The sequence below is a fragment of the Kitasatospora sp. NPDC093806 genome (assembly GCF_040683335.1).
GTDB lineage: Bacteria > Actinomycetota > Actinomycetes > Streptomycetales > Streptomycetaceae > Kitasatospora.
On sequence record NZ_JBFBDO010000122.1, the window covers coordinates 1 to 20340 of the forward strand.

General features: G+C 74.6%; 21 protein-coding genes and 1 pseudogene. 10 read left to right on the forward strand and 12 right to left on the reverse strand.

What is annotated here, in order from left to right:
• Window positions 1-213: pseudogene (locus AB0N76_RS34300) on the reverse strand (hypothetical protein); the annotation flags it as partial.
• 309 nt (window positions 214-522) lie between these two features.
• Here AB0N76_RS34300 and AB0N76_RS34305 point away from each other — a divergent pair.
• The 5 genes from AB0N76_RS34305 to AB0N76_RS34325 all read left to right on the forward strand — a co-directional run bounded on the left by AB0N76_RS34305 (window position 523) and on the right by AB0N76_RS34325 (window position 5411).
• Entirely contained in the window at window positions 523-966 is a 444-nt protein-coding gene (locus tag AB0N76_RS34305; protein ID WP_363564002.1) for an Rrf2 family transcriptional regulator, read from the forward strand.
• A gap of 100 nt (window positions 967-1066) precedes the next feature.
• On the forward strand, window positions 1067-2281 hold the full coding sequence (locus tag AB0N76_RS34310; protein ID WP_363564004.1) for a globin domain-containing protein: 1215 nt from the start codon (window positions 1067-1069) through the stop codon (window positions 2279-2281).
• Between the two features lie 186 nt (window positions 2282-2467).
• A complete protein-coding gene (locus AB0N76_RS34315) occupies window positions 2468-3268 on the forward strand; it encodes a (Fe-S)-binding protein (RefSeq protein WP_363564006.1) in 801 nt (266 codons plus the stop codon).
• Window positions 3265-4692: a lactate utilization protein B gene (locus AB0N76_RS34320; RefSeq protein ID WP_363564008.1), complete on the forward strand. Its 1428-nt coding sequence runs from the start codon at window positions 3265-3267 to the stop codon at window positions 4690-4692. Before AB0N76_RS34315 ends, AB0N76_RS34320 begins: the two co-directional genes overlap by 4 nt.
• Window positions 4689-5411, forward strand: coding sequence for an LUD domain-containing protein (locus AB0N76_RS34325; RefSeq protein WP_363564010.1), 723 nt, complete (start codon window positions 4689-4691; stop codon window positions 5409-5411). Before AB0N76_RS34320 ends, AB0N76_RS34325 begins: the two co-directional genes overlap by 4 nt.
• Before the next feature lie 3 nt (window positions 5412-5414).
• Here AB0N76_RS34325 and ddaH read toward each other — a convergent pair whose 3' ends face one another.
• Window positions 5415-6239, reverse strand: coding sequence for a dimethylargininase (gene ddaH, locus AB0N76_RS34330; RefSeq protein ID WP_363564012.1), 825 nt, complete (start codon window positions 6237-6239; stop codon window positions 5415-5417).
• Between the two features lie 294 nt (window positions 6240-6533).
• On the opposite strand from ddaH, the gene AB0N76_RS34335 reads away from it, so the two are divergent.
• A complete protein-coding gene (locus AB0N76_RS34335) occupies window positions 6534-7316 on the forward strand; it encodes an SGNH/GDSL hydrolase family protein (protein WP_363564014.1) in 783 nt (260 codons plus the stop codon).
• A 22-nt stretch (window positions 7317-7338) separates the two neighbouring features.
• Here AB0N76_RS34335 and AB0N76_RS34340 read toward each other — a convergent pair whose 3' ends face one another.
• Complete coding sequence (locus AB0N76_RS34340; protein WP_363564042.1) at window positions 7339-7722, reverse strand: DUF2809 domain-containing protein; 384 nt, start codon at window positions 7720-7722, stop codon at window positions 7339-7341.
• Between the two features lie 228 nt (window positions 7723-7950).
• Here AB0N76_RS34340 and AB0N76_RS34345 point away from each other — a divergent pair, with 228 nt between their 5' ends.
• Window positions 7951-9405 carry a DUF2252 domain-containing protein gene (locus tag AB0N76_RS34345; RefSeq protein WP_363564016.1) on the forward strand — a complete coding sequence of 485 codons (1455 nt, stop codon included), beginning with the start codon at window positions 7951-7953 and terminating at the stop codon, window positions 9403-9405.
• Between the two features lie 19 nt (window positions 9406-9424).
• Here the strand turns inward: AB0N76_RS34345 and AB0N76_RS34350 are convergent, their stop codons facing one another.
• The 5 genes from AB0N76_RS34350 to AB0N76_RS34370 form a co-directional block, all read right to left on the reverse strand.
• A complete protein-coding gene (locus AB0N76_RS34350; RefSeq protein WP_363564018.1) occupies window positions 9425-10123 on the reverse strand; it encodes an alpha/beta fold hydrolase in 699 nt (232 codons plus the stop codon).
• 241 nt (window positions 10124-10364) lie between these two features.
• Window positions 10365-10904: an SMI1/KNR4 family protein gene (locus AB0N76_RS34355; RefSeq protein WP_363564020.1), complete on the reverse strand. Its 540-nt coding sequence runs from the start codon at window positions 10902-10904 to the stop codon at window positions 10365-10367.
• Window positions 10905-11141: 237 nt separating this feature from the next.
• On the reverse strand, window positions 11142-12632 hold the full coding sequence (locus AB0N76_RS34360; protein ID WP_363564022.1) for an MFS transporter: 1491 nt from the start codon (window positions 12630-12632) through the stop codon (window positions 11142-11144).
• Window positions 12629-13192 carry an XRE family transcriptional regulator gene (locus tag AB0N76_RS34365; RefSeq protein WP_363564024.1) on the reverse strand — a complete coding sequence of 188 codons (564 nt, stop codon included), beginning with the start codon at window positions 13190-13192 and terminating at the stop codon, window positions 12629-12631. The genes AB0N76_RS34360 and AB0N76_RS34365 overlap by 4 nt, the downstream gene beginning before the upstream one ends.
• A 105-nt stretch (window positions 13193-13297) precedes the next feature.
• Window positions 13298-13807 carry a hypothetical protein gene (locus tag AB0N76_RS34370; RefSeq protein ID WP_363564026.1) on the reverse strand — a complete coding sequence of 170 codons (510 nt, stop codon included), beginning with the start codon at window positions 13805-13807 and terminating at the stop codon, window positions 13298-13300.
• A gap of 267 nt (window positions 13808-14074) precedes the next feature.
• Here AB0N76_RS34370 and AB0N76_RS34375 point away from each other — a divergent pair, with 267 nt between their 5' ends.
• A complete protein-coding gene (locus tag AB0N76_RS34375) occupies window positions 14075-15370 on the forward strand; it encodes a DUF5685 family protein (RefSeq protein ID WP_363564028.1) in 1296 nt (431 codons plus the stop codon).
• A 221-nt stretch (window positions 15371-15591) separates the two neighbouring features.
• Here the strand turns inward: AB0N76_RS34375 and AB0N76_RS34380 are convergent, their stop codons facing one another.
• The 4 genes from AB0N76_RS34380 to AB0N76_RS34395 all read right to left on the reverse strand — a co-directional run bounded on the left by AB0N76_RS34380 (window position 15592) and on the right by AB0N76_RS34395 (window position 18242).
• Window positions 15592-15759: a hypothetical protein gene (locus AB0N76_RS34380; protein ID WP_363564030.1), complete on the reverse strand. Its 168-nt coding sequence runs from the start codon at window positions 15757-15759 to the stop codon at window positions 15592-15594.
• A 72-nt stretch (window positions 15760-15831) separates the two neighbouring features.
• Window positions 15832-16233, reverse strand: coding sequence for a TIGR03618 family F420-dependent PPOX class oxidoreductase (locus AB0N76_RS34385; RefSeq protein WP_363564032.1), 402 nt, complete (start codon window positions 16231-16233; stop codon window positions 15832-15834).
• 291 nt (window positions 16234-16524) lie between these two features.
• The gene (locus tag AB0N76_RS34390) at window positions 16525-17160 is read right to left on the reverse strand and encodes an MBL fold metallo-hydrolase (protein ID WP_363564034.1); all 636 of its coding nucleotides are present in this window, start codon (window positions 17158-17160) and stop codon (window positions 16525-16527) included.
• Window positions 17157-18242 (reverse strand): S-(hydroxymethyl)mycothiol dehydrogenase, encoded by a 1086-nt coding sequence (locus AB0N76_RS34395; RefSeq protein ID WP_363564036.1) that lies wholly within the window; start codon window positions 18240-18242, stop codon window positions 17157-17159. Before AB0N76_RS34395 ends, AB0N76_RS34390 begins: the two co-directional genes overlap by 4 nt.
• Window positions 18243-18734: 492 nt before the next feature.
• Here AB0N76_RS34395 and AB0N76_RS34400 point away from each other — a divergent pair, with 492 nt between their 5' ends.
• Window positions 18735-19958 carry a cytochrome P450 gene (locus AB0N76_RS34400; RefSeq protein ID WP_363564044.1) on the forward strand — a complete coding sequence of 408 codons (1224 nt, stop codon included), beginning with the start codon at window positions 18735-18737 and terminating at the stop codon, window positions 19956-19958.
• A complete protein-coding gene (locus tag AB0N76_RS34405) occupies window positions 19955-20272 on the forward strand; it encodes a ferredoxin (RefSeq protein WP_363564038.1) in 318 nt (105 codons plus the stop codon). The genes AB0N76_RS34400 and AB0N76_RS34405 overlap by 4 nt, the downstream gene beginning before the upstream one ends.
• Window positions 20273-20340: the final 68 nt, after the last annotated feature.

Genomic DNA, 20340 nt, shown 5'->3' on the forward strand with positions numbered 1-20340 from the left:
GGCGGCGGCCCGCCGGCCGGGCGGCGCGGCGAACGCGGGGCCGGTGAAGACGGGGCCGGTGTACGCGGGGGTGGTGAACGCGGGGCCGATGTACGTCGGCGCGTCGTGGCCGGGCGGGTCGTACGTCGGTGGGTCGTGCCTCGGTGGGGCGTCCTGCGGTGGGTCCTGTCTCGACGGCTCGGGCGGCCCCGGCGGCTCGTACGGTCTCGGCACCCCGTGCGGTGCGGGCCACTGCGGGTCCGGCCGCACCGGCCCGTACCCCGGTGGCGGGGTGGACGGTCGTGGCGGCGGGTACGGCGGTGGTCCCGGTGGCGGAGGTGGCGGTGGCGTGCCACTGTCCATGTCGTCCCCATTCCCCAGTCGTTTTCCGGCGAACGAGCCTGGCCAGTAAAGCAGTTGACCTTGTCACCGGACAGTGCGACGACCACTTCCGCGGGTAACGGTTCGGCTCCGCCGGCGCCCCCGACGGACCCGCGTGCAGGAAATTGGAGTCCTGGAGTCGTATTCGCTAGCCTTCCGAACGTGAGGCTGACCAAGAGCACCGACATCGCCCTCCGCATCGCCATGCGGCTGGCCGTCCTCGACGAGGAGGCCAACCCGACCACCCGCGAGGTGGCCGAGGCGGTCGGCGTGCCCTACACCCACGCCGCCAAGGTGGTCAGCCGACTGCAGCACCTCGGCGTGGTGGAGGCGCGGCGCGGCCGGGGCGGGGGCCTGTCCCTCACCACGGCCGGCCGGACCGGCTCGCTCGGACTGCTGCTGCGCGAACTGGAGGGGGTGGACGACGTGGTCGGCTGCGAGGACGAGCCGCCGTGTCCGCTGCGGTCGGCGTGCCGGCTGCGCGGGGCGTTGCGCACGGCACAGGAGGCGTTCTTCGCCACCCTGGACCCGCTCTCGATCGGCGACCTGGTGACCGGCCCGACCGGCCCTGTCCTGCTCCGCCTCACCACCAGACCCGCCGACTGACCCTCCCCCGCCCCGCCTTCTCCACCTGACCGCCCGCCCCGGCCCGCACCACCGCACGGCCGAAAATACGACTCTCAGATACCAATTTGGAGCGCACCCGATGCTGTCCGCCAAGTCCGCCGAGGTCATCGAAGCCACCCTGCCCGTCGTGGGCGGTGCGATCGGCGACATCACGCCGCTCTTCTACGACCGGATGTTCGCCGCCCACCCGGAGCTGCTGCGCGACCTGTTCAACCGGGGCAACCAGGCCAACGGCAGCCAGCGCCAGGCGCTGGCCGGCTCGATAGCCGCCTTCGCCTCCGCCCTGATCGCCGCCCCCGACACCCGCCCGGACGCGCTGCTCGCCCGGATCGCCCACAAGCACGTCTCGGTCGGCATCCGGAACGACCAGTACCGGATCGTCCACGAGCACTTGTTCGCCGCCATCGTCGAGGTGCTCGGCGAGGCCGTCACCCCCGAGGTCGCCGCCGCCTGGGACGAGGTCTACTGGCTGATGGCGAACGCGCTGATCGCCATCGAGGACCGGCTGCGCGCCGAGGCCGCCGCCGCGCAGGGCCTCGACCCGGCGGACCTGTGGCGCCCGTACACGGTGGTCGCCCGCCACCAGGAGACCGAGGACGTCACCACCTACCTGGTCCGCCCGGCCGACGGCCGTCCGGTGCCGCCGACCAGGCCCGGCCAGTACGTCTCAGTCCGCGCCGAACTCCCGGACGGCGCCCGGCAGATCCGCCAGTACAGCCTCTCCGGCGCCCCGGACGGCGCGCTGGTCTTCACCGTCAAGCGCGCGACCGCCGAGGTCCCGGGCGGCCCCGCCGGCGAGGTCTCCAACCACCTGCACGAGCACCTGCGGGCCGGGGACGTCCTCGACGTCGCCCCGCCGTTCGGCGACGTCGCGCTGGCCGACGGCGACGGACCGGTGCTGCTCGCCTCGGCCGGCATCGGCAACACGCCGATGACCGCCATGCTGGACCACCTCGCCGCCACCGGCTCCACCCGCCGCGTGGTCACCGTCCACGGCGACCGGGACCAGCTGTCGCACGCCTTCCGCGCCGACCTCGCCCAGCTGACCGGCAAGCTGCCGAACGCCACCGCCCACGTCTTCTACGAGCGCCCGCTCGGCGACTGGCCGGCCGACCGCACCGGCCTGGTCGACCTGGCCTCGGTCGAGGTCCCGGCCGGCACCACCGCCTACCTCTGCGGCCCGCTGCCCTTCCTCCGCTCGGTCCGCGGCCAGCTCCTCGCGGCGGGCGTCCCGGCGGCCGACATCCACTACGAGGTCTTCGGCCCCGACCTCTGGCTCGGCCAGGACGCCTGACCCGGCCGGGACACCTGACCGGCCGGGCACACCGCAAGTCGGCGGGAACGGTCCTCCCGCCGACCTGCGGCGCCCGCGGCCGCCCGGCCGATATGCTGCCTCGGCCCCGAAACCGCGAGACCGCGAGACCGCGAGACCGCCAAGCCTCGAAGCCTCGAAACCGAACAACGGGCCACCGGAGGAACATTGCGCGTCGCCCTGTTCGCCACCTGCGTCAACGACGCGCTGTTCCCGTCCACCGCGATCGCCACCGTCCGGCTGCTGGAGCGGCTCGGGGTCGAGGTCGACTTCCCGGCCGGGCAGAGCTGCTGCGGCCAGCCGCAGTACAACAGCGGCTACCGGCGCGCCGCCGAGCCGCTGGTGCGGCGGACCGTCCGGGCCTTCGCGGGGTACGACCACGTGGTGGCGCCGTCCGGCTCCTGCGTGGCGATGGTGCGGGACGGGTACCCCCGGATCGCCGCCCGCGGTGGGGCCGAACTCGCCACCGCCGTCGCGGAGCTGACCCCGCGGGTGTACGAGCTCGCCGAGTTCCTCACCGATGTGCTGGGCGTCGAGGACGTCGGCGCGTGGTTCCCGCACACCGTGACCTACCACCCCTCCTGCCACGGCCTGCGGCTGCTGGGCCTCGGCGACCGGCCGCTGCGGCTGCTCCGGGCCGTCAAGGGACTGGAGCTGGTCGACCTGCCGGGCGCCGAGGAGTGCTGCGGGTTCGGCGGCACCTTCGCCGTGAAGAACCCGGCCGTCTCGGCCGCGATGGCCGCCGACAAGACCGCCAACGCCCTCGCCACCGGCGCCGACGTGCTCTGCGGCGGCGACAACTCCTGCCTCCTGCACCTCGGCGGCACGCTGCGCCGCCAGGGCGCGCCGCTGCGCCCGCTGCACCTCGCCGAGATCCTCGCCGCCACCGAGGACGAGCCCTGGACCGAGTCCCGGCTCCGGAAGGACTCCCACCCCCTGACCGCGACCGAGCCCCGGCGGGCACCGTGAGCGGCACCTTCCTCGGCCTGCCCGCCTTCCCGCAGGCCGCCGCCGAGGCCACCGCCGACCCGCGGCTGCGCGCCAACCTGCGCCACGCCACCCACACCATCCGGGAGAAGCGGGCCCGCGCGGTCGCCGAACTCGCCGACTGGGCCGAACTGCGCGCCGCCGCCAAGGCCGTCAAGGACCACACCCTGCGCCACCTCGACCACTACCTGGTCCGCTTGGAGCAGGCCGTGACCGCCGCCGGCGGCACCGTGCACTGGGCCGCCGACGCCGACGAGGCCAACCGGATCGTCACCGCACTGGTCCGGGCCACCGACGAGCGGGAGGTGGTCAAGGTCAAGTCCATGGCCACCCAGGAGATCGGCCTCAACGAGGCCCTGGCGGCGGCCGGCATCCGCGCCTATGAGACCGATCTCGCCGAGCTGATCGTCCAGTTGGGCGAGGACCGGCCCTCCCACATCCTGGTCCCGGCGATCCACCGCAACCGCGGTGAGATCCGGGAGATCTTCGCCGAACGGATGGCCGACTGGGGCCGCCCCGCCCCGGCCGGGCTCACCGACGCGCCCGCCGAACTCGCCGAGGCGGCCCGGCTGCACCTGCGGGAGAAGTTCCTCCGTTCCAAGGTCGCGGTCTCCGGCGCCAACTTCATGGTGGCCGAGACCGGCACCCTGGTGGTCGTCGAGTCCGAGGGCAACGGACGGATGTGCCTGACCCTGCCGCGGACCCTGATCTCGGTGGTCGGCATCGAGAAGGTCGTCCCGACCTGGCGGGACCTCGAAATCTTCCTCCAGTTGCTGCCCCGCTCGGCCACCGCCGAACGGATGAACCCGTACACCTCGCTCTGGACCGGCACCCACGCCGGTGAGGATGGCGGCGACGGACCGTCCGAGTTCCACCTCGTGCTGCTCGACAACGGCCGGACGGCCACCCTCGCCGACCGGGTCGGCCGCCAGGCGCTGCGCTGCATCCGCTGCTCCGCCTGCCTCAACGTCTGCCCGGTCTACGAGCGGGCCGGCGGGCACGCCTACGGCTCGGTCTACCCGGGCCCGATCGGCGCCATCCTGACGCCCCAACTGCGCGGCACCGAGGGCGCGTTGGACGCCTCGCTGCCGTACGCCTCGTCGCTCTGCGGAGCCTGCTACGAGGTCTGCCCGGTGGCGATCGACATCCCCGAAGTGCTGGTCCACCTGCGCGAGCGGGTCGCCGGGCAGCGCGGCCACCGGCTGGAGCGGGCCGCGATGGCCGGTGCCACGTACGTGCTCGACCACCCGGCCCTGCTGCGCGCCGCCGAACGGGCCGCCGCCCGGACCCGCCGGTTCCACCCGCGCCGGCTGCCCGGCCCCGGCCGAGCCTGGACGGACACCCGCGACCTGCCGGCCGTCCCGCCCGAACCGTTCCGCGACTGGTGGCGGAGGAACCGCGGATGAACACTCCACCCTCCAACGGATCGCGCGAGCTGATCCTGGCCCGGATCCGCGCCGCGCTCCACCGGCCCGGCGACCCGTCCGACGGCCTGCCCGCAGCCCCGGACCCGGACCCGGACGAACCGTCCATCCCCCGCGACTACCTGCGCAGCCACGTGCCCGCCGACGACCCCGAGGCGCTGCTCGACCTGCTGCACCACAACCTGGCCGACTACCGCGCCCTGGTCCACCGCTGCACCGCCGACCGGCTGCCCGAGGTCGTCGGCGCCCTGCTCGACGCCCGGGGCGCCCGTACGGTGGCCGTCCCGCCCGGACTGCCGGCCGCCTGGCTGAGCGCGACCCGGGCCCGCCCGCTGCCGGACGACGGGCCCGACGGCCCGCTCACCGCCGCCCGGCTGGACACCGTGGACAGCGTGCTGACCGGCTGCGCGCTGGCTGTCGCCGAGACCGGCACACTCGTCCTGGACGCCGGCCCGGCCCAGGGCCGCCGCCTGCTCACCCTGGTCCCGGACCACCACGTCTGCGTCGTACTGGCCCCCGACCAGGTGGTCGCCTCGGTGCCGCTCGCCCTCCCCCTCCTCGACCCGACCCGCCCGCAGACCTGGATCTCCGGCCCGTCGGCGACCAGCGACATCGAGCTGAACCGGGTCGAGGGCGTCCACGGCCCGCGCACCCTGGAGGTCGTCCTGGTCACCCCCGCCCCGACGGCGGCGGCGCGCTGAGCGCTAGGACCGCAGTTCGAGGGTGCAGCACTTGGGGCCGCCGCCGCCCTTGAGGAGTTCGGAGACGTCCACCGGGACCGGTTCGTAGCCCTGGTCGGCGAGCCGGGCGGCCAGCGACTTGGCGGCCTCCGGGAGCAGCACCCGGCGGCCGTCCGAGACCGCGTTCAGCCCGAACACCTCGGCGTCGTCCCGGTCGGCGAGGATCGCGTCCGGGTAGAGGCTGCGCAGCAGGGCCTGGCTGTCCGGGGTGAACGCCTCCGGGAAGTACATGACCTGGTCGTCGTCGAGCACGGCGAGCGCGGTGTCCAGGTGGTAGAAGCGCGGGTCGACCAGGGTCAGGCTGAGCACCTGGACGCCGAACAGCGCGCGGGCCTCGGCGTGCGCGGCCGGGTCGGTGCGGAAGCCGGTGCCGGCCAGCACCCGGCGGCCGGCCACCAGGTGGTCGCCCTCGCCCTCGTTGACGTGCCCGGCCCGGCGGACCTCGTGGTAGCCGCGGCCTTCGAACCAGGCCTGGTGGGCGTCGGACTCGGCGGCCCGCTCGGGGTGCCGGAAGGTCGCGACCAGGGCCCGGCCGCCGAGCACGGTCGCTCCGTTGGCGGTGTAGACCATGTCCGGCAGGCCGGGCACCGGGTCGATCAGTTCGACGGTGTGGCCGAGCCGCCGGTACAGCGCGCGCAGCCGCTCCCACTGGCGGACGGCGAGCGCGGTGTCGGTGGGTTGCGCGGGGTCCATCCAGGGGTTGATCGCGTAGTCGACGGTGAAGTACGTCGGCCGGCACATCAGGTAGCGCCGCGGCTTCGCGGTGCGCTCCGGGAATCGGTTCGGCATGCGGCGACCTCCGCCGTCCGGGGTGGGATATCCGGGGTGAGACGCCCCGGGGTGGATTTCCAGAGGGCGGCTGCCCCGGTCGCCCCGTTCGTACACCGGATCGAGCGCGCGGGCCGACGCACGCCCCCGCGCACCCGGCGCGTCCGCCCGCGCTGTCCCCGGCGCACGGGGCGCGGGACTCCCGCCACCCACGGGGACGCGGCTATTCCCCCGCTCCTACGTGGCCGATCTCACGTACCGCCAGGGGTCACCTACGGTGGCGTAGGTCACTTGAGACAGTGAACTATCTCTTTCATGCCGAACCTCCAGGAGACCCTTGACCTCAGTTCGTACGTCGCCCTCGGCGACAGCTTCACCGAGGGGCTGAACGACCCCGGCGTCGACGGTGCCTTCGCCGGCTGGGCCGACCGCCTCGCCGGACTGCTCTCCGACGGCCGACCGCCGGGCGGGTTCCGCTACGCCAACCTCGCGGTCCGCGGCCGGCTGCTGGACCAGATCATGGCCGAGCAGGTGCCGGAGGTCCGCCGGATCCAGCCCGACCTGGTCACCTTCTGCGCCGGCGGCAACGACATCCTGCGCCCGGGCAGCGACCCGGACGAGGTGGCCGAGCGCTTCGAGGCCGCGATCGTCCAACTCGCCGACGCGGCCGGGACGGTGCTCATCTGCACCGGCTTCGACACCCGCGGCGTGCCGCTGTTCAAGCACCTCCGCGGCAAGATCGCCACGTACAACGGCCACATGCGGGCCGTCGCCGACCGGCACGGCTGCAAGGTCGCCGACCTCTGGTCGCTGCGCGCCGTCCAGGACCGCCGCGCCTGGAGCGAGGACCGCCTGCACCTCTCCCCCGAGGGCCACCAGCGGGTCGCCCTGCTGGCCGCCCGCTCGCTGGGCCTGCGCACCGAGCAGGACCCGGAGGCGCCGTGGCCGTCCGCGCCGGCCCTCTCCCCGGCCGACCAGCGCCGGGAGAACGTCCAGTGGGCCCGCGAGTTCCTGCTCCCGTGGGTCGGCCGCCGGCTGCGCGGCGAGTCCTCCGGCGACCACGTCGAGGCCAAGCGGCCGGAGCTGATGCCGCTCTGACGGCTCGTCAGAGCGTTGCCGTTCACGCCTGACGGACCGTCCGCCCGGCCGCCCTCACACCCAGGTGTCCGAGGGCGGCCAGGGCCGCGCCGACCAGGTACCAGAGCAGGTCCGGCGGGTTGAAGGTCGAGCCGAGGACCAGACGGGCGAGCGTGCTCCGCCGGGCCAGGTCGTCCGGGACGCCGGTGAGCTGGAACAGCTCGACGGCCCAGCTCAGCCCGGCGGCCCAGACCGCCGCCACCGCCGGCCGCAGCCGCGGGGCGACCAGCACGACGAGCGCGTACAGCAACACGGTGTACAGCGCGTCGCCCGCGTACTTGGCCACCTCACCGCCGGCCACCGCGCGCACCCCGAGCCCCGCCACCACCGTCAGCCCGGCCGCCACCGCGGCCGCGGCCCGCACCATCCGACGCCCCCGAAGTCCATCCACCGGGGCACCCTAACCCGCCGCCCGACCGACTGCGGCAGCAGCCGCCGGAACACCACCTCACCCCCGGGAACCGCCGCCCCTCCCCCCGCGTCCATCCCTCCCGACGGGCCCCGGACGGCGGCCCGGTAGCCTGCTGGCCGGTCCGCGAGGGGCCGGGTCCGCGCAGGTCGCGGGCGGGAACGACGGAGAACAGGGCGGGACGCAGTGACGCAGCTGACCGATGCGGTGAACGGGTCCGGGATACCGGCGGACGTGGCGGGAGCCGGGCAGGGGCCCGGGCGGCGGTTCACCGTCGAGGGCTTCGCGCCGCGCCAGGACGACGGCGCCCGCGAGCGCGGCAAGGCCCTGCGCGTCCGCACCCCGCGCGAGCGGCACGCCGAGTTCGCGCCCGCCGCCGACCGGCCGACCGCCGTCGAGGCGATCGAGGCCTCGAACGCCGGCCGGCTCGCCGAGCTGGTGCCGATCCGGCTGGGCCGGATGGCCGCGACCCCGTTCGCCTTCCTCCGCGGATCGGCCGGCCTGATGGCCGCCGACCTGGCCGTCACCCCGACCAGCGGGACCGTCGCCCAGCTGTGCGGCGACGCGCACGCCGCCAACTTCGGCCTGTACGGCGACGCGCGCGGCCAACTGGTGATGGACATCAACGACTTCGACGAGACCGTCCCCGGCCCGTGGGAGTGGGACCTCAAGCGGCTCGCCGCCAGCCTGGTGCTGGCCGGCCGCGAGATCGGCGCGGACGAGACGACCGCCCGGCGGGCCGCCTTCGACGCGGTCGGCGCGTACCGCCGCACCATGCGCACGCTCGCCAAGCTGCCGGCACTGGACGCCTGGAACGCCGTCGCCGACGAGCAGTTGGTCTCCTTCGCCCAGGCCCACGACCTGGCCGAGGTGCTGCAGAAGGTGGGCGCCAAGGCGCTCGGAAACACCAGCGCGCGCTTCGCCGCCAAGTCCACCGTCCGTTCGGCGGAGGGCGGTTGGCGGTTCACGGCGGCGCCCCCGGTGCTCAGCGAGGTGTCGGACGCCACGGCCTCGGCCGTCGCGACCGCCCTCGGCCCGTACGTGCGCACAGTGCCGGCCGAGCTGCACCCGCTGCTCTCCCGCTACCGGGTGCAGGACGTGGCGTTCCGGGTGGTGGGCACCGGCAGCGTCGGCACCCGCTCGTACGTCGTGCTGCTGACCGACCACCGCGAGCAGCCGCTGGTGCTCCAGGTGAAGGAGGCGCGCCCGTCGGTGCTGCTGCCGCACCTGGCCCGGGCCGGTCACCCGGTGACGGCGCCGGACAACCACGAGGGCCGCCGGGTGGTGCTCGGCCAGAAGCGGATGCAGGTGGTCAGCGACACCCTGCTCGGCTGGACGACGGTGGACGGACTCCCCTACCAGGTACGGCAGTTCCGCAACCGCAAGGGCAGCGTGGACCCGGCCGCGCTGCTGCCCGCCCAGCTGGACGACTACGCCCGGATCACCGGCGCCCTGCTCGCCCGGGCCCACGCGCACACCGCCGACCCGGGGGTGATCAGCGGCTACTGCGGCAAGAACGAGGCGCTGGACGAGGCGGTCGCCGCCTTCGCGGTGGCGTACGCGGACCGCACCGAGGCGGACCACGCCGACCTGGTGGCGGCGATCCGGGCCGGCCGCCTCCCGGCCGAGCACGGCGTCTGACAGCCGCTGCGCAGTCCCCTCATCCCGGCCCGGCGGGGTCCAGGAACGGCTTCACGGCCGCGATGAACTCCGCCGGCCGGGTCGCGTGCACCAGGTGCCCGGCCTCGACGGTGACCAGCCGCCCGTCCGCGACCAGCCGCGCCAGCTCGGCCACCCCGGCCTGCGAAACGTGGCTGTCCGGACCACCGGCCACCACCAGGGTGGGCGCGGTGATCGCGGACAGCCGCGCCAGCCAGCGCGGATCCGGCCGGTCGATCTGCCCCTTGACCGCCTTCACCACCGCCCAGTCGAAGTCCACGGGCTCGTCCGGTTCCTCGGCCACCACGCTCGCCGGACGCGGCCGCGGCGCGGGCACGTCCTCCAGCACCAGCCGCCCGACCCGCTCGGGCCACTCCTGCGCGACCAGGTAGGCGACCACACCGCCCATCGAGTGCCCCACCAGATCTACCTGGTCCAGCCCCAACGCGTCGAGGAACCCGACCACGTCGTCACGCATCGCCTCCAGGCCGTACCGACCGGGGCGCCCGCTGTCCCCATGACCCCGCAGGTCGAGGGCAAGGACCCGATGCCCCGGCGCCAGCCCGGGCAACACCCCGTCCCAGTCACTCCCCCGCTCCCCGAGCGCGTGCAACAGCACCAACGGCGGCCCACCGACCGGCCCACTCTCCCGGTAGGCGAGCGCAACCCCCGCCACCTCGACAACCCGACGATCACCCATACCCCCGACCGTACGCCGCCCCCACCCCCCACCCCCACCCGTTCGCTGTCAGCACGCCTACGTCCGACCCCACCCCACCGCGGCGCAACGCGGAAGCACCACTCGTCGAGATCGCTGCCGCTCATCTTCCCGACGGCTGGGCTCCCGCCGTGGACGGCGAGCCCGATATCCTCGAACCGCTCAGCTGACGGCTTGACCGGACTCGAACTGCGGAGTCTTCAGCGGCCCGCCGCCCCCGCGCTCAGACCTGCCAGTCGTTGCCCGTGTGCCAGTGCCGCACCCATCCGTCGAAGCTCCTGGCGTCGACGGCCGGCACCGGGACGGCTCCGACGTCGGACACCATCCAGACCTCGCCACGACGGGGCCCTGCCGTCACCAGCAGCCAGAAGGACGGCCCGTCCTCGGCCCCGAGCACGACCGAGCCGTGGTTGAAGACGGCATCGACGCGTGGATCGTAAGCGTCGATCGTCTCGTCCTCCTCCCACACCCACGCCTCCTCCAGGGGGAACGGCTCTCCCGGGCGCCGCGGCCCCGTGCCCGGCCAGCACTCCGGCAGCCATCCCAGCGGCTGAAGGCCCTCGTCCTCCGGGGGACCGAGGCCACTACCGTTGCCGATCTCCGCGATGAAGGTCCGGTAGGGCTCCGGAAGCGTCACCCCGTTCTCGGCTTCCCAGGCCGCGACTCCCTCGTACCCCAGGCACGGCTCGCGCCACTCGGCCGGGAACGCCGAACCCAGGAAGTCGAGCGTGGCCTCGTCGGGGCGTTCGTCAGGCGTGATCATCACGAGAGCATGCTGGCACAGGGGTCCGACATTCCGATCCCCAGGTGAGTACAGCCCCGCTCAGACCACGCCACCACAGCCGGACTGCTTGCCCTCCCCACCAACACGCCCCGGCCCACCGACGCCCTGCGATCGATCTCGACTCCCCGCCGGCGGCGATGGCCTCGCGGGTCACCGTCAGTGCGACGGGGACGGCCTGCGGACAGGCCAGGGTGTCAAGCGGTGCTGCTCGCTCCGCTAGGTCGCAGCTTCCTCGCGGTCCTTGTGCGGCGCCTTCCGGTGCTCCGTGGGTGTGGGGTCCTCGGAGGAGGTGGCGCGGGATGCGAGGAGGGAGGCGACCACCGCCAGCCCGGCCAGGGCTGCGCAGACGGCGCTGGCCCAGGCGTAGGCGGAACGGTGGCCTCCGCCGCCGGTGGTCGCGCGGAGGTAGAGGCCGGAGAGTGCGGAGATGCTGACCGCGGCCGCGATCCGCTGGGCCATCTGCAGGATCGCCCCGCCGACGCCGGCCGCCTCGGCCGGGGCGTGGCGGAGTACGTAGGCCTGGTTGGTCGCGCCCATCAGGCCGACCGAGGCGCCGCCGAGCAGTTGCAGCAGCGCGAGCAGCCACGGCAGCGGGCCGGCCGGTCCCCAGTGCGCGAGCAGGCCACTGGCCAGCATCACCAGGGCCGAGCCGGTCATCCCGGCGGTGACGGTGCGTCGGCCGAAGCGCTGGACCACCCGCCAGGCGAACGCCGAGGCGAAGCCCATCGCGACCGCCGACGGCAGCGACACCAGGGCCGCGCCCATCGGCGAGAGGCCGAGTCCGTCCTGCAGGAACATGGTCAGCACCAGGCCGGCGGCCAGCGAGGAGCCGAACTGGGCCATCGCCACCGCCGTCCCCAGCGCGTACGGCGCCGAGCGGGTCAGCGCCGGGTGGATCAGCGGGTGGCCGCCGGCCCGCGCGTAGCGGCGCTGCCACCAGGCGAGCGCGGCGAGCAGCAGGACGGCCGCGGCGGCGAAGCCGAGCCAGCCGGCCAGGCCTGGCGGCTGGACGAACGGCAGCATCAGCGCCAGGGTCAGCGCGGCGACCAGCAGCAGTCCGACCAGGTCGAGGTCGGCGTTCCGGGCGCTGGGGCGCGGGCGCGGCAGGTGGCGGACGGCCAGCAGGACGGTGGCGAGCCCGAACGGCACGTTGAGCAGGAAGGTCAGCCGCCAGCCGTCCTCCGGGCCGACCAGCGCGAGCACCGCGCCGCCGATCGGGGGGCCGAGGGCGAAGGCGAGGCCGCCGGTGACGGCGTACATGCCGAGCGCGCGAGCCCGCAACTGGCCGCTGAAGACGTCCTGGAGGGTGCCGATCATCTGGGAGTTGACCAGTCCGGCGCCGGCGCCCTGGAGCAGCCGGGCGGCGACCAGCACCTCCGGGTCGGTGGCGGTCGCGGACACCAGGCTGACCAGGGTGAACAGGGCGAGTCCGGTGACGAAGAACCACTTGCGGCCCTTGACGTCGCCGAGCCGCCCGCCGGGTATCAGGGCCAGCCCGAAGGCGAGCGAGTAGCCGGCGACGATCCACTGCAGGTGCGCGGGCTGGGCGTGCAGCGTCTCGCGCAGGGCGGGGATCGAGGTGTTGAGCACCGACTGGTCGAGCAGGGTGGTGAACCCGCCCGCGACACAGACCAGCAGCACTCGCCGACCGGCCGCGTCGAAACGTTCCTTCGCCTCGGTCTTGCCGGTGGGTATCGCGGCCGTCACGGCTCGACCACCACCAGCGCGTAGCGGGCGTACGAGGGCCCGGGACAGTGGAAGCGGGTGGTCGTGGCGACGAACCGCAGGCAGTCGCCGGGGGCCAGCTCGTGGACCTCCCCGTCCACGGTCAGCTCCAAGTCGCCCTCCAGCAGCCAGAGGTGGTGCTCCCACCCGGAGCCGCACGGCTTGTCGTAGGCGATGTCGGCGCCGGCCGGCAGCAGCCCCTCGATCAGCTCGGCGCGCAGCGAGGCGTGCGGCGGCGAGACGGAGCGCCGGACGAATCCGGTCGCCTCGTCCCGCCAGACCCGCTGCTCCGCGATCCGCACCAGCCGCGAGGGCGCCGCCTCCACCTCGGCGAGCAGGCGCGACATGCTGCGCCCGTACACCGAGCAGAGCCGCCCGAGCAGGGCCGCCGTCGGGCTCACCTCGGCCCGTTCGACCCGCGACAGCGTCGAGCGGCTCACGTCCGCCCGCCGCGCCAACTCCTCCAGCGTCCACCCGCGTTCGACCCGCAACTCGGCGAGCCTCCCCGCCAACCGCTCGTCCACGGCCGTCTCGATTCCCATATCCGTGATGCTATCCCGGATCCGGGATCCGTCCAGGGGCCGGGGGCCGGTCCTGGCCAAGCACCACGGGGTGGTCCTGGCCAGGCGTCAGGGGTTGGTCCCGGTTCAGCGGCTGACGTGGAACTCCAGCTCGGCCGAGGACAGCCCGACCCGGGTGCCGATGACCTCCCCGCCGGCGTCGACGAAGGCCCCGGTACCGCCGGTGATCGCCGCGACGAAGGAGTCCGGACCACCGGCGAGGATCCCGCGCGTCAGCGCCTGCGCGGTGAGGTCGCCGCGCTCCAGGTGGACGGTGACCACGCACAGCGAAGTGCCACCGTCGGCAACGTCGATCAGCGTGCAGCTGCCGGCGTCCGAGCCGACCCTCACCCCGTCCCGGAAGAGGTCGTCCGTGAAGACCACGTAGTCGCCCGGGCTGAACCCGTTGCCGTCGAGGTCGACGACGGTCTCCCCGGTCGCTTGCGAGACGAGGGTGAAGACCGCCTCGCCGTGGTGATCCGCGGCGGCGGCGGTGGCGGGACCGCCGCCGAGCAGGACGGCGAGCGCGACGGCCGTGCCGAGACCGACCGCCTTGAGACCGACCGCCTTGAGACCGACTGCCTTGAAGGGTCGCATCACACAGCTCCTCTGGGTTCACGTGCGGGAATCGAGTGGACGTTCCGTCGACTCGAACCCGTTTGTAGCCCTCCGGGCCGAGGGACGCCGGACAGGACGCGCGGCGCCCTGGCGAGTCCGGCCGAACAGCCCAAGGCGGGGGCGGCGACTCCCGTCGCGGGCTCCGGTCGCGAGCGCCCGTCGGAGTTCCGGCAACGCGGGGCGGCGATCATATGATGTGCGCGAACCTGGGCCGGGTGGCCCGGGCCAGACACGGGGGACTCATTCATGTTCGGCATCATCAGACCCTGCCGTCACCGGCTCTCCGAGCGGTTGCAGGCGAGTTGGATGGCCCACCTCTGCGGGCTCTGCCTCGCGCTGCGGGACGACCACGGCCAGTTGGCCCGGACCGCCACCAACTACGACGGCCTGATCATCTCGGTGCTGGTCGAGGCGCAGGCCGGCGTCGGGGGTGGCGGCGCGGCCGGGTCCGGGCGGCGGACCGCCGGGCCGTGTCCGCTGCGCGGCATGCGGACGGCCTCGGTCGCGCAGGGCGAGGGGGCCCGGCTGGCCGCCGCGGTGTCGCTGGCGCTCGCCTCGGTGAAGATCCGTGACCACGTCGAGGACCGGGACGGCGTCTTCGCCCGGCGGTCCGTCGCCGCCGGGGCGCGGGCGGTCACCCGGCGCTGGGACCGGAAGAGCGCGGGCAGCGCCTCGGTGGTCGGCTTCGACACCGCCGTGCTGCTCGACGCGGCGGCCCGGCAGGGCGAACTGGAGCGCGGGCTGGGCATCGGCGGGTCCGTGCTGCTGGTCACCGAGCCGACCGAGACCGCCACCGCCGCGGCCTTCGCGTACACCGCCACGCTGGCGGGCCGGCCCGGCAACGCCGCGCCGTTGGCCGAGGCCGGCCGGCTGTTCGGCCGACTCGCGCACCTGCTGGACGCCGCCAAGGACCAGGCCGCCGACGCCGAGAGCGGCGCCTGGAACCCGCTCACCGCCACCGGCACCGACCGCGCCGAGGCCGAACGGCTCTGCCGGGACGCGGTGCACGGCATCCGGCTGGCCCTGCGCGACGTCGAACTGACCGACCGGGGCCTCGTGCACGTGCTGCTCGCGCACGAGACCGAACGCGCCGTCGAGCGGGTCTTCGGCCGGTCCGATCACGCCGCCGCCTGTCGCGTCAAGGGCCCGGACGGCGCCCCCGCCGCCGCCAACCCGTACCAGGCACCTCCGCAGCACGACCCGAACCAGGCCCCGCCGCAGGCCCCGGGCGCGCCCGTGCCGCCGTGGGTCCCGCAGGGTCCGGGCTTCACCCCGCCGGGCGGCCCGCCGCCGAACCGCCGCAACCTGTTGGCCGGTTGCGCGCTGTGGGCACTGATGAGCTGCACCTGCCAGTTGCTCTGCTGCGAGCACGAGGACCCGTTCTCGCGCGAGCGCCGCGAGGGCTTCTGCACCCGCCACGACTGCTGCGACTGCGGCAACTGCTGCGACGGGTGCCAGTGCTGCGGGGACGGCGCCTCCTGCTGCAACGACTGCGGGTGCTGCGACGGCTGTGACGGGTGCGACTGCGGCTGCGACTGCTGAACGGCACGGCGGCCCCGGGCGCGGGGCCGCCGTCCGGCTAGCCGGACGGCCGATCCGTCAAGTGGCTTTCCGGCCATTGCCGTTCGGCCGCCGTTGACGCCGGCATCGACGCCGACGCCGACGGCACCTCCGGAAGACCAGTCACCGCGTCCGGCCGCACCCCGCGCAGCCAGAGCGGCACCACCTCGACGGCCGACGGCCCGGCAGGCGGAACACAACCCTCAGGCATCACGGCCCGCCGCCACTCTCGCCCCCGCCGTGTGCCGGTCGGCCTCCAGCGAGTCCTCCAGCCGGGCCAGCAGCACCCGGAACCGGTCCGCGTCCTCGGCCGTCATCCGGCCCTCGGCCAGGGCCCGCACGCCCTGCTCCCCCGTCGTTCCCTCGTTCATGCCCCCGACGGTAGGCGGCGACGATCAACGTCCGATAAACACCACGCGCCCCACGGGCCCCGCACAGCCCGCTCAGGCCCGACCGAGCACCCGGTCCACCGCGATCTCGATGACCACCCGGTCCGGGTTCACCCGCGGCTCGCGGTAGCGCTCGGCGTACCGGCGCTCCGCCTCCGCCACCGCCGCCGGCTCGTCCCGGATCACGGCCACGCCCTCCAGCGTCGACCAGCGCGCCCGGTCCACCTGGCAGACCGCCACCCGCAGCCCGGCCGGCCCGGCCGCCAGGACGTTGCGCACCTTCCGGCTGGTCCGGCTGCTGATCACCCGGGCGATCGCCGCCTCCGGCTCGTACGTCACCCCCACCGGCACCACGTGCGGCGACCCGTCGGGCCGGCTGGTGGTCAGCGTGGAGATGTGCCGCTCCCGCCAGAAGGCGAGGAAGGCGTCGTCGAGTGCGCGTGGATCATGGGCCATGCCCGCGATCGTACGACGCGGGCCCGGCGATCCCGGCAGCGGACCCGAGCGGCCCGAGATCCGGCACCCCCCGGCCTCCTGTTCAGTGAGGTCGACCCGCGCCACGGGCATCCGCGCAGCAAGTGCTCCCCCGACGGCAACGCCCGGGACCTCTGCTCGGCGCCGTCGAGCATCACCGGCCTCGCCGACGAGATGAACCAGCTGACCGAGGAGATCCTGGCACGCTGCCAGTCGTGACGGACGCGGGCCCGGCGATCTACTCGCCGGGCCCGCGCCGTGGGCGGCCGGGTGTCAGTGGCCGCGGGCGATCCAGTCGGCGAGGGACGGGGCCTCGGCGCCGATGCTGGTGGGGTCGCCGTGGCCGGTGCGGACCACCGTGTCGGCGGGCAGGGTCAGCAGCCGGTCCCGGATCGAGTCGATGATCGTCGGGAAGTGCGAGAACGAGCGGCCGGTGGCGCCCGGACCCCCGTGGAAGAGGGTGTCGCCGGTGAAGACCGTGCCGAGCTCCGGCGCGTACAGGCAGACCGCGCCCGGGGCGTGGCCCGGGGTGTGCAGGACGGTCAGCGTGGTGCCGCCCACCTCGATCCGCTGTCCGTCGGCGAGTTCGCCGTCCGGGAGGCGGTCGGGGTGGGTGAGCTTCCACAGCGGCAGGTCGTCCGGGTGGAGCAGGATCGGCGCGCCGGTGCGCTCGGCGAGCGCGGGGGCGGCGTCGATGTGGTCGTTGTGGGCGTGGGTGGAGACGATCGCGAGCAGCCGGCGGCCGCCGAGGGCCGCCTCGATCGCCTCGGCGTCGTGGGCCGCGTCGATCACCACGGCTTCGGCGTCGTCGCCGACGATCCAGACGTTGTTCTCCACCTCCCAGCTGCCGCCGTCGAGGTCGAAGGTGCCGGCGGTGACGAGCCGGTCGATCCGGGCGGTGCCGCTCACAGGATCACCACCGAACGGAGCACGTCGCCGTGGTGCATGCGCTCGAACGCCTGCTCCACCGCGTCGAGGCCGATGGTCTCGGTGACGAAGGCGCCGAGGTCCAGGCGGCCCTGGAGGTAGAGGTCGATGAGCATCGGGAAGTCCCGCGAGGGCAGGCAGTCGCCGTACCAGGAGGACTTCAGCGCACCGCCGCGCCCGAAGACGTCGAGCAGCGGCAGTTCGAGCTTCATCTCCGGGGTCGGCACGCCGACCAGGACGACGGTGCCGGCGAGGTCGCGGGCGTAGAACGCCTGCTTGTAGGTCTCCGGGCGGCCGACCGCCTCGACCACCACGTCGGCGCCGTGGCCGCCGGTGAGCTCGCGGATCGCCTCGACCGGGTCGGTGGTCTTCGAGTTGACGGTGTGGGTGGCGCCGAGCTTCTCGGCACCGGCGAGCTTCCGGTCGTCGATGTCCACCGCGATGATCTTCGACGCACCGGCCAGCCGGGAGCCAAGCACGGCCGCGCCGCCGACGCCGCCGCAGCCGATCACCGCGACCGTGTCGCCCCGGCCCACGTTGCCGGTGTTGATCGCGGCGCCGATGCCCGCCATCACGCCGCAGCCGAGCAGCCCGGCGACGGCCGGCTCGGCGGCCGGGTCGACCTTGGTGCACTGGCCGGCGGCGACCAGGGTCTTCTCGGCGAAGGCGCCGATGCCCAGGGCCGGGGACAGCTCGGTGCCGTCCAGCAGCGTCATCTTCTGCTTGGCGTTGTGGGTGTTGAAACAGTACTGGGCCCGCCCGCGCTTGCAGGCGCGGCACTGGCCGCAGACGGCGCGCCAGTTGAGGACGACGAAGTCGCCGGGCGCGACCTCGGTGACGCCCTCGCCGACCGTCTCGACGATGCCCGCGGCCTCGTGGCCCAGCAGGAACGGGAACTCGTCGTTGATCCCGCCCTCGCGGTAGTGCAGATCGGTGTGGCAGACGCCGCAGGCCTGGATCCGCACCACCGCCTCGCCGGGCCCGGGGTCGGGCACGACGATCGTCGTCACCTCCACGGGAGCGCCCTTGGCGCGTGCGATGACTGCCTTGACCTGCTGGGCCATCCGATTCCACCTCCGTCGGCCGGTGCCGCTCTGCACCGGCGTGACCTGCAACGAAACGCGTCGAACGAGTCGGGTCGACTCGCCCACGAAGCCTAGCGCCCGCCCGGGCGGTGGTCCGGGGAACGTGCCTGGTGATCCGGCTCACCGGGGTGGGGCGGGTGCGCGGCAGGGGCGCGGCCGTGGGCTGCGGACGGCACGTCAGGACGGTCCGCGGGCGGCCTCCCGGCCGGTCCCCGGGGGCGTGCGGGCGGCGCCGAGCGCCCGTCAGCGTGCACTCAGTGCCCCGGCGTTGGCTGGAATCGTCGCTGACTGTGGCCCGTCGCCCACGTACGGTCGTACCGGAACCCGGCCGCCCGGCACACCGTCACCCACCCCGTCCGCCCTCCGCACCACCCGGATCCACCCCCCGCTCGGGCCGCCATCGGGTGGCCCACCGCCCTGGAGTCTGGAGTAGGGATGTCCACCGAGAACAGTGCCACCAGCGCCGGTGCCATGACCGACACCGCCCCGGTCCCCGCCCCGATCCCCGGCCCGCGGCCGGCCGCGCTGCCCCCGCTGCACTGCCTGCGCCGGCTCGAAGCCGGCCCGCCGCGGCTGGGCGCCCTGCCCACCGGCACCCCGGTCTGGCTGGTCAGCCGGCACGCCGACGTCCGGCAGGTGCTGACCGACCCGCGGCTGGGCCGCGCCCCGCTCTACGCGCCCGACGCGCCGCCGATCACCCTCTCGCCGAACCTGCTCGACAGCCCGTCCAGCATGCTCAACACCGACGGCGTCGAGCACCAGCGGCTGCGCCGCACCGTGCAGCGGGCGTTCACCCCGCGCGCGATCGCCCGCTGGCGCCCGTGGGTGGCCTCGGTGATCGAGGGGTTGCTCGACGACCTGATCGACCAGGGCTCGCCCGCCGACATCGTCGAGACCTACACCCGGCCCCTGCCGGTCGCCGTGATCAGCCGGCTGATGGGCCTGGAGGGCCTCGACGGCAAGCGGCTGGGGCACTGGAGCGACCACGCGCTGTCCACCACCGCGTACCCGCCGGAGGCCGTCCGGGACGCGATGATCGAGTTCGCCGGCTTCGGCGCCGGAGTGATCGCCGAACGCCGCGCCGCCCCCGGTGACGACCTGGTCAGCGGCCTGCTCGCGGCCGCCGCCGAGACCCCCGGGGTGTCCGAGGGCCAGCTCGTCACGCTGGTCATCGGCCTGGTGGTGGGCGGGCACGAGACCACCATGACCTCGCTCGGCAACGCCCTCGTCTACCTGCTCGGCGAGGGCCGGGAGGCCTGGCAGCGGCTCGCCTCGGACGAGCAGAGCGCGGCCGCCGCCACCGAGCAGATCCTGCGCGCCATCCCGCTCGGGGACGGCGACACCATGCCCGGCCTGCTGCGGCGGGCGATCGAGGACGTCGAGATCGGCGGGGTGCGGATCCCGGCGGGCAGCGTGGTCGCCGCCGACACCGGCGCGGCCAACGCCGACCCCGAGGTGTTCACCAGGGATTTGCCGACCGAGCTGTTCTCCCCGCTCGCCGCGCCGATGTACACCTTCGGTGCGGGGCCGCACCACTGCCTCGGCTCCTGGCTGGCCCGGATGGAGCTGGAACTCGCGCTGCACCGCCTCGCCCGGCGGCTGCCCTCGCTCCGGCTCACCGAGCCGGTGGACGACATCACGTGGCGGCGCGGTCTGCTGACCCGCAGCCCGGAGACCTTGGAGGTGACTTGGTGACGAACGTCCCGACCGGTGCGAGCCCCGACACCGGAGGGCTGGTGATCGTCCGGGTGGACCCGGACCGGTGCATCGGTTCGGGCATGTGCGCGATGACCGCCCCGGACTCGCTGACCCTCGGCCCGGACGGGCGGGCGCGCCCGCTCCGCGGCCCGGGCGCGGACGGCGGGACGGGCGGGGACGCGGACGGTGGCGGGTCGGACGGCGGGGAGCCGCTGACGTCGGAGCTGACCGACGCGGTCGACTTCTGCCCGATGGAGGCGCTCACCCTGTACGCCGTCCAGGACGGCCGTCCGATCAGCCCGCGCGGGTAGGCCCGGTCGGGGGGGGGCCGCGGGGGGGGGGGGCGCCGGCCCCCCCCGGGGGGGAGCCCCCCCCCCCC